Source organism: Vibrio sp. V30_P3S12P165, assembly GCF_009904905.1.
Taxonomy (GTDB): Bacteria; Pseudomonadota; Gammaproteobacteria; order Enterobacterales; family Vibrionaceae; genus Vibrio; species Vibrio fujianensis.
In genome coordinates, this window is record NZ_WXWH01000006.1 from 116,216 (window position 1) to 124,891 (window position 8,676).

Below are 8,676 nucleotides of genomic sequence, written 5' to 3' on the forward strand. Positions count from 1 at the left end.
TCAGTAATTATCCTTGTCCTATTGTGCCATGTTCTACATGAAACATCTTGCTATTCGGCATGATCATGTCGGCAACTTGGCTTTCAGTAATAGAACTTACAAACACTTGAGCCCCCGTCGCTTTTAAGCAATCTGCTAGACGCTTACGGCGTTGGCTATCGAGTTCGGAAGCAAAATCATCAATCAAATAGATGCATTGCTTCCCGGTCAGCTCGGTTAAATGTTGACCTTGCGCCACTCTCAGTGCGCACACCATTAACTTAAGCTGACCACGTGAAAGAACATCCTCGACGGGGGTTCCATTCACTTTCATTTTTAAATCCGCTTTATTCGGGCCACTGAAGGTATAACCAAGCAGTTGATCGCGTTCAAAGTGATTTTGCAAAATTTCTTTATAAGCGGTCTGTTTTTCCCAGCCACGATAGTAAGTTAAGCTAATCTCAAATTCAGGCAAGAAGTGGCGACAAAGCGTTTCAGCGACAACTTTCAATTGTTCAACATAAGTGTGTCGCCAAACGTCAATATGTTCAGCCAATTGAGCCAGCTCTTGATCCCAATAACTGATTTCTTTATAGCTACGAGCGGTTTTCAATAAAGCATTACGCTGTTTATTCAGACGTTTAAAACGCCCCCATGCCTCAAAAAAAGCCGGTTGGGAATGAAACACGCCCCAATCAATAAAAGCCCGCCGCTGTTTCGGGCCATCGGTTAATAATTCAAACCCTTCTGGATGAATCAACTGCAAAGGTAACACCTGAGCCAGTTGCGCTAATTTTTGTCCAGATTGACCGCCTATTTTAACCTCTGTTGAGCCATCACGCTGCTTATTAATGCCAATCGGTAGCTCAAATTGATCCGAGTTCAAAAAACGGCCATGCACAAACAGTTCTGGGCTGTCGTGTTGAATCACTCGTCCGGTTAATGCACTCTTAAATGAGCGCCCATGCCCCAATAAATAAATTGCTTCAAGAACACTGGTCTTGCCACTGCCATTCGGGCCAATAAGAAAGTTAAAGCCTGATGATAAGGTGATATCACAGGCTTTAATATTACGAAATTGCTGAATAACCAAACGAGTCAGAGGCATAATAAAGGCAAAAAGCTCTCTATAGACGAATCGGCATCACAACATACATGGCGCTGTCATCATCGACATTTTCGATTAAAGCACTGGCATTAGCATCAGACATTGAAATTCGTACCTGCTGACAACGCAAGGTATTGAGGACATCCAATACATAGCTGACGTTAAAGCCAATTTCAATCGCGTCACCGGTAAAATCGACATCCAGCATTTCTTCTGCTTCTTCTTGCTCCGGGTTATTGGCGGTAATACGCATTTGCTGATCCGCTAAATTCACCCGAACACCTCGGAATTTTTCATTCGATAATATCGCTGCACGAGAAAAAGCCTGACGCAGCTCGTCGCAACCAGCTAATAATGTTTTATTGGTGTTTTGTGGTAAGACACGACGATAATCAGGGAAGCGGCCATCGACTAACTTAGAGGTAAAGACAAAGTTATTCACTTCAGCTCGTAAGTTGGAAGCGCCAATTTGCAACACCACCGGCTGATCTGGTGCATCCAATAACTTAACTAATTCTAAAATGCCTTTGCGCGGTACAATAATCTGCTTGTTGGCAAACTCTTGCGCAAGTGTGGTCTGTGAGACAGCCATCCGATGACCATCAGTGGCGACAGAACGGAAAGTCTGACCATCAATTTCTAACAACATACCATTGAGGTAGTAGCGAACATCTTGGTTGGCCATCGAAAACTGGGTTTTATCCACCAAGCCACGCAATTCTGCTTGAGTGAGTGAAATTTCCACTTCGCTCTGCCAGTCTTCAATATTAGGAAAATCACTGGCTGGTAAGGTAGCCAAAGAAAAGCGACTTCTTCCTGAACGAACGAGAACTCGATCCCCTTCTAATAACACGGTAATGATGGCGTCATCAGGTAGTCCTCGGCAAATATCTAAAAATTTACGGGCAGGAACCGTGATGCTGCCCGCTTCGAAATCCCCTTCAAGAGAGACTCGGCTGATCAACTCCACCTCAAGATCCGTCGCGGTCATCGACAATTGATCATTATCGACACTGAGTAACAAATTCCCCAAAATCGGCAAGGTCGCTCGCCCACCCAGCGTCCCAGACACCTGTTGTAGCGATTTAATAAAGTGGCTGCGTTCAATGGTAAATTTCATAGTGTGCTCTTAACCTAACGATAGGGAATAAACAGGATAAAAATCATACATCACATCATACGAATAGATGAAGAGATTAAGAAGAAAGCGTTCGTATCAAATTCGAGTAATCTTCTTTTATGTCATGACTCTCTTCGCGTAACTGTTCAATTTTCCGACACGCATGCAGTACGGTAGTATGGTCTCGCCCTCCAAATGCATCGCCAATTTCCGGTAAACTATGGTTAGTTAGCTCTTTCGATAACGCCATCGCTAATTGTCTGGGGCGCGCCACCGAGCGAGAACGACGTTTAGAAAGGAGATCCGCTACCTTTATTTTGTAGTACTCGGCAACCGTTTTCTGAATATTATCGATAGTGACTAATTTTTCTTGCAAAGCAAGCAGATCACGTAGCGCTTCACGGACAAAATCAATGGTAATCGGGCGACCAGTAAAGTTGGCATTGGCGATCACTCGGTTTAACGCGCCTTCCAATTCACGAACATTAGAACGTAATCGTTTAGCGATAAAAAAAGCCACTTCATCGGGGAGATGAATTTGATGATCTTCCGCTTTTTTCATCAAGATTGCCACACGGGTTTCTAACTCAGGCGGCTCAATGGCAACCGTTAGGCCCCAACCAAAGCGGGATTTAAGGCGATCTTCAACCCCATTGATCTCCTTTGGGTAGCGATCAGAGGTGAGAATGATCTGCTGGTTACCTTCCAATAACGCATTAAAAGTGTGGAAAAACTCTTCTTGGGAACGTTCTTTGTTAGCAAAAAATTGGATATCATCAATTAATAGCGCATCGACGCTACGATAGTAACGTTTAAATTCTTCAATCGCATTATTTTGCAGCGCTTTCACCATATCCTGAACAAAACGCTCTGAATGCATATAAACCACTTTAGCATTGGGTTTATTATCGACAATGGCGTTTCCAACAGCATGCAATAAGTGGGTTTTACCTAACCCAGTGCCACCGTATAAAAAGAGTGGGTTATAGGCCGCCCCTGGATTGTCCGCCACTTGACGTGCAGCCGCTAATCCCAACTGGTTCGATTTACCTTCCACAAAATTATTAAACTTGTGTTTGGGATTCACGTTAGAACGGTGATTAATATCGGCCACGGCATTGTCATCATCCCAAGTTTTATGCACGGGCTTACGCCGTGCAAGTTGAGCAGGCGCAGAAGACTCTGCCGCAACATCAGCCGCAGTTCTCACTGGTGCTGGTTTCGCTGCAGCGGCTCGACGGTTACCTATTTCAAAGCGTAAGCTCGGCGCATTATGCCCACAATACTCTGTCAATGAACGATTAATATTGTTGATGTATTTATCACGAACCCAATCGAGCACAAACCGGTTTGGGGCAAACAAAGTGAGAGTATTGTCATTGAGCTCCGCTTGTAACGGACGAACCCACATACTAAATTCTGCGGCTGGTAGCTCTTCTTGAAGCTGTTGCAAACATTGCAACCAAAGCGAAGATGACACGGTTCCCTCACTCTTAAATTAATGGCTAGTAAAGATCGGCAATTCTACCTGTTGATAAGTAAGATCGCCAGTAATTGATCCACAAACTATTGAATAAGATCGAAGTTATTCACAACAATATAAATAAATAAACCGAGATCTCGCTCTAATTAGCCTATTTACCCACACAGTGATCCACATATTCAAAGATCTTTCCGAGTTATCCCCAAAATGACCATTCTGTTTTTTACCCTTGGTTCTGCTTTATAAGCTATGAGTATCTAGGTATAAGTTGTGATCTTATCTGTCGATCACTCTTATTGCGGCTTGCTCCAGTAAAGTTTAATCGCGCGATCAACGAACGATCCTTGAGATTTAGTAAAGACTCCGTATAATCGCCCGACCGAAAAAGAATAGGTAGCGCTGAGCCGTTAACGACAAGATTAACTCTCAGTTACCCTACCCTAGTCATTGACACTTTTTGTGAGTGTGATTACAATTCCGCCTCTTTGTTGAGAGGCGTCGGCGTCTTTTCGAAGACAAACACCCACGCCGGGTTAACTTAAGAACCTAACACTACTGATCAGTAAAGGTAATAATAATGTCTAAACGCACTTTTCAACCTTCAGTTCTAAAGCGCAAGCGTACTCACGGTTTCCGTGCACGCATGGCGACTGCGAACGGTCGTAAAGTAATCAATGCACGTCGTGCAAAAGGCCGTAAGCGCCTGTCAAAATAATCACTGAATTATTTTGAATACGTACGCGTTCAATCGGGAGTTACGTCTGCTAACTCCCGAGCATTATAAAAACGTCTTCCAGCAAGCGCACCGTGCTGGCTCCCCTCATTTTACTATCATTGCCCGCGATAATAATCTCTCTCATCCTCGTTTAGGATTGGCTGTTCCAAAGAAGCAAATTAAAACGGCGGTGGGTCGTAATCGCTTCAAACGTCTCGCTCGTGAAAGTTTTCGTCTCACACAACATCGACTCGCTAATAAAGATTTTGTTGTGATCGCGAAAAAGAGCGCGCAAGATTTAAGCAATGAGGAATTATTTACTTTGTTCGATAAATTATGGCATCGCCTATCTCGCCCTTCACGTGGTTAACCATTGGCTTAGTTAAACTCTACCAATGGATAATAAGTCCGCTTATCGGCCCTCGCTGTCGATTTACGCCGACTTGCTCAACTTATGCGATAGAAGCATTGCGAGCTCACGGTTTTATAAAAGGGTGTTGGTTATCCGGCAAACGTCTATTAAAATGCCACCCTTTGAACGAAGGGGGATATGACCCCGTTCCACCAGTCAAAAAACTAGACAGAGATAAATAACGATGGATTCTCAACGTAATATCCTGTTAATCGCTTTAGCGCTCGTTTCTTTCTTACTTTTCCAGCAATGGCAAACAACAAAGAATCCGGCCCAACCTGCGATTGAACAGGCTCAAGCTAACAGTAACACCCCTGCACCTTCTTTTGCTGATGAATTCGACCCTGCTCCTTCGCAGTCTCAGGCTTCAGCAAAAACCATTACAGTGATCTCGGATGTATTGACTCTGTCCATCGATACGATCGGTGGCGACATCGTCAGTGCCAAACTCAATCAATATTCTGATGAGTTGGATTCTGACCAACCTTTCGTTCTCTTAAAAAATGAGCCCGATCATCAATTTATTGCACAAAGTGGGTTAATCGGCCCTCAAGGAATTGATCTAAGCAGTAATAGTCGCCCGACTTATCATGTTAGCGCTGATCATTTTGAGCTAGCGGATGGGCAAGATGAATTGCGTATTCCGATGACTTATCAAGTCAATGGTATCGAATATAGTAAAACGTTTGTGGTTAAACGTAATGACTATGCCATTGACGTTATTTTTGACGTTGTGAACCGCTCGGGTAATAACGCCACGCTGGGTGTTTATGCTCATCTTCGTCAAAGCCTTCTTGATTCTGGGGGTAACCTTGCTATGCCAACTTATCGTGGCGGAGCCTACTCTACAGAAAATACTCGTTATAAAAAATACAGCTTCAAAGATATGCAGGAACGTAACCTATCCCTCCCTCTTCCTAATGGTGAAGGATGGGCAGCGATGATTCAGCATTACTTTGCAACAGCATGGATTCCGCGTAATGAACCCGACACCAATCTTTATTCTCGTGTCATTGGTAACCTTGGTGATATTGGTGTTCGTATCCCAAATAAAACCATCGCCGATGGCGACAGCACGCAATTTAAAGTCAGCCTATGGGTTGGGCCAAAACTGCAAAATGAAATGGCAGCGACAGCACCTAACCTAGACCTAGTTGTTGACTACGGTTGGTTATGGTTTATCGCGAAACCTTTACATACCTTGCTCTCATTTATTCAGAGCTTTGTTAGTAACTGGGGTATAGCAATCATCTGTTTGACCTTTATCGTCCGTGGCGCTATGTATCCTTTGACTAAGGCTCAATACACATCGATGGCCAAAATGCGTATGCTGCAACCCAAGCTGCAAGCGATGCGTGAACGCATTGGTGATGATCGCCAACGCATGAGCCAAGAAATGATGGAATTGTATAAGAAAGAGAAAGTAAACCCACTCGGTGGCTGTCTACCTATCGTTCTACAAATGCCGATTTTTATTGCTTTATACTGGGCATTGATGGAATCGGTTGAACTGCGTCATTCACCATTCTTTGGGTGGATACATGATCTTTCGGCTCAGGATCCATACTACATACTGCCGCTATTAATGGGGGCAAGTATGTTCATGATTCAGAAAATGAGTCCAAATACTGTTACTGATCCAATGCAACAGAAGATCATGACCTTCATGCCGGTAATGTTTACCTTCTTCTTCTTGTTCTTTCCATCCGGTCTCGTACTTTACTGGTTGGTATCAAACATTGTGACTCTGATTCAGCAAACGCTCATTTACAAGTCACTCGAGAAAAGAGGTTTACACTCTAAGTAAGCATAAATCTCATCGATCAAGGCGACCTTTTGGTCGCCTTTTTATTATTGGCTGATTACAATAATCACCAGTAAATAATTCAATAGGTAATGTTATGACCACCGATACCATTGTCGCGCAAGCCACCGCTCTAGGACGTGGCGGCGTAGGCATTATACGCGTTTCAGGCCCTCTGGCCGCCCAAGCCGCCCTTGAGGTCACCGGGAAGCAGCTTAAACCTCGCTACGCGGAATATTTGCCTTTCAAAGATAATGATGGTGTGGTACTTGACCAAGGCATTGCACTTTATTTTCCCAATCCGAATTCCTTTACCGGAGAAGATGTCCTAGAGCTACAAGGCCATGGCGGCCCAGTTGTCATGGATATGCTTATCAAACGCATTCTTACCATCCCGGGGATTCGCCCAGCTCGTCCTGGTGAGTTTTCTGAACGTGCATTCTTAAACGATAAGTTAGACTTAACCCAAGCAGAAGCCATTGCAGATCTGATCGATGCCAGTTCTGAACAAGCGGCAAAATCGGCACTAAAATCGCTTCAAGGACGATTTTCTCAACGCATCCATACTCTTGTAGAGTCATTGATCCATCTACGTATTTACGTTGAAGCTGCGATTGATTTTCCAGAAGAAGAAATTGACTTTTTAGCTGATGGAAAAGTATCTAATGATTTACAAGCAATTATCGATAACCTTGCTGCTGTGCGTCAAGAAGCCAATCAAGGTGCGATCATGCGTGAAGGGATGAAGGTTGTTATTGCCGGACGTCCAAATGCTGGTAAATCGAGCCTGTTAAATGCTTTATCGGGTAAAGAGTCGGCGATTGTCACCGATATTGCAGGTACAACACGTGATGTGTTACGTGAACATATTCATATTGATGGCATGCCACTACATATCATAGACACAGCAGGACTGCGTGAGGCCTCAGATGAAGTCGAAAGAATTGGTATCGAGCGTGCGTGGGAAGAAATAAAACAAGCTGATCGCGTTTTATTTATGGTCGATGGCACCACGACCGAAGCAACCGATCCCAAAGACATTTGGCCTGATTTTGTCGACCGTTTGCCGGATCATATGGGGATGACGGTGATCCGTAATAAAGTCGATCAAACAGGAGAACCATTAGGGATTTCCCATGTTAACCAACCAACGTTGATTCGTCTTTCTGCTAAAACTGGTCAAGGCGTCGAAGCGCTACGTACCCATTTGAAAGAGTGCATGGGCTTTACCGGTAACCAAGAAGGCGGCTTTATGGCGCGTCGGCGTCATCTCGATGCCTTAGAACGTGCGGCAGAACATCTCACCATCGGCCAACAACAGTTGGAAGGTTATATGGCTGGAGAAATCCTCGCCGAAGAGTTACGTATTGCTCAGCAACACTTAAATGAGATCACGGGTGAATTTAGTTCTGATGATCTCCTCGGGCGAATTTTCTCTTCGTTTTGTATCGGGAAGTAAAGTGGGCAAATAACGGAAAACAACAGCAAGCAACGGTATATAACACACTGATTTTATTAGATCGTCATTTGCCGTTTGTTTCTATCCCCTTATAACCTAAACGCAGTATTAGTGGAAAAGGAAACGTCTAGGAAAATACCCTAAAAAAGAAAGCCAGTTATTACAACTAACTGGCTTTTAAGTAATGAATATATAAAAACGATCTCTTTGTGTAACGACTCAGAATAAAAATATTTAATTAAGTCCGTTAGCTCTTTGACGTAAATTTTCATCACTGTGTATAGCTTGTGCGATTCGATTATACATATCGACAGATAATCCTGTTTTTTCAACCGCTTTAATCATATTTTCAGTGGCCTGCTGCTGAATAATGCGTGCAGTTTCTTCATCCACATCACCATTTAATCTTTCTACTGCTTCTTTACGAATACTATCAACGACTTTACTGGCTACAACAAAATCACGTAGCTCATTATCTGTTACCTTAAAACTAGATTGTGATTGCTGCGCTGATTCATTTGGTGGTGTTTGATTTTCTGCTAAAGCAGGTGACAGAAAGCTGGTCATGCCGAATGATGCCATCAAGAGTGCGAGTG

General features: G+C 43.7%; 9 protein-coding genes. 5 read left to right on the plus strand and 4 right to left on the minus strand.

Features of this window, described 5'->3' with window-relative positions:
* Positions 1–7: 7 nt before the first annotated feature.
* The 3 genes from recF to dnaA form a co-directional block, all read right to left on the minus strand.
* Positions 8–1,087 (minus strand): DNA replication/repair protein RecF, encoded by a 1,080-nt coding sequence (gene recF / locus CAG57_RS01875; protein ID WP_099610309.1) that lies wholly within the window; start codon positions 1,085–1,087, stop codon positions 8–10.
* A gap of 19 nt (positions 1,088–1,106) precedes the next feature.
* On the minus strand, positions 1,107–2,207 hold the full coding sequence (dnaN, locus tag CAG57_RS01880) for a DNA polymerase III subunit beta (protein ID WP_099610308.1): 1,101 nt from the start codon (positions 2,205–2,207) through the stop codon (positions 1,107–1,109).
* Between the two features lie 76 nt (positions 2,208–2,283).
* Positions 2,284–3,687 carry a chromosomal replication initiator protein DnaA gene (dnaA, locus tag CAG57_RS01885; protein ID WP_099610307.1) on the minus strand — a complete coding sequence of 468 codons (1,404 nt, stop codon included), beginning with the start codon at positions 3,685–3,687 and terminating at the stop codon, positions 2,284–2,286.
* Between the two features lie 580 nt (positions 3,688–4,267).
* Between dnaA and rpmH the strand changes: the two genes are divergently transcribed.
* The 5 genes from rpmH (at position 4,268) to mnmE (ending at position 8,080) form a co-directional block, all read left to right on the plus strand.
* The gene (gene rpmH / locus CAG57_RS01890; protein WP_072670256.1) at positions 4,268–4,405 is read left to right on the plus strand and encodes a 50S ribosomal protein L34; all 138 of its coding nucleotides are present in this window, start codon (positions 4,268–4,270) and stop codon (positions 4,403–4,405) included.
* 46 nt (positions 4,406–4,451) lie between these two features.
* Complete coding sequence (gene rnpA, locus CAG57_RS01895; protein ID WP_161455716.1) at positions 4,452–4,775, plus strand: ribonuclease P protein component; 324 nt, start codon at positions 4,452–4,454, stop codon at positions 4,773–4,775.
* A complete protein-coding gene (gene yidD, locus CAG57_RS01900; protein ID WP_099610305.1) occupies positions 4,742–4,999 on the plus strand; it encodes a membrane protein insertion efficiency factor YidD in 258 nt (85 codons plus the stop codon). Before rnpA ends, yidD begins: the two co-directional genes overlap by 34 nt.
* Positions 5,000–5,001: 2 nt before the next feature.
* On the plus strand, positions 5,002–6,624 hold the full coding sequence (gene yidC / locus CAG57_RS01905; RefSeq protein ID WP_099610304.1) for a membrane protein insertase YidC: 1,623 nt from the start codon (positions 5,002–5,004) through the stop codon (positions 6,622–6,624).
* Between the two features lie 94 nt (positions 6,625–6,718).
* Positions 6,719–8,080, plus strand: coding sequence for a tRNA uridine-5-carboxymethylaminomethyl(34) synthesis GTPase MnmE (mnmE, locus tag CAG57_RS01910; protein ID WP_161427720.1), 1,362 nt, complete (start codon positions 6,719–6,721; stop codon positions 8,078–8,080).
* A 234-nt stretch (positions 8,081–8,314) separates the two neighbouring features.
* On the opposite strand, the gene CAG57_RS01915 is transcribed toward mnmE, so the two are convergent.
* The coding region (locus tag CAG57_RS01915) for a DUF4168 domain-containing protein (RefSeq protein ID WP_237666055.1) at positions 8,315–8,676 on the minus strand (362 nt) is incomplete at its 5' end.

Bases quoted from the DNA above. Each gene is read 5' to 3' on its own strand.
- recF (WP_099610309.1), bottom strand. From the start codon at position 1,087: ATGCCTCTGACTCGTTTGGTTATTCAGCAATTTCGTAATATTAAAGCC.
- dnaN (WP_099610308.1), bottom strand. From the start codon at position 2,207: ATGAAATTTACCATTGAACGCAGCCACTTTATTAAATCGCTACAACAG.
- rpmH (WP_072670256.1), top strand. From the start codon at position 4,268: ATGTCTAAACGCACTTTTCAACCTTCAGTTCTAAAGCGCAAGCGTACT.
- yidD (WP_099610305.1), top strand. From the start codon at position 4,742: ATGGCATCGCCTATCTCGCCCTTCACGTGGTTAACCATTGGCTTAGTT.
- yidC (WP_099610304.1), top strand. From the start codon at position 5,002: ATGGATTCTCAACGTAATATCCTGTTAATCGCTTTAGCGCTCGTTTCT.
- mnmE (WP_161427720.1), top strand. From the start codon at position 6,719: ATGACCACCGATACCATTGTCGCGCAAGCCACCGCTCTAGGACGTGGC.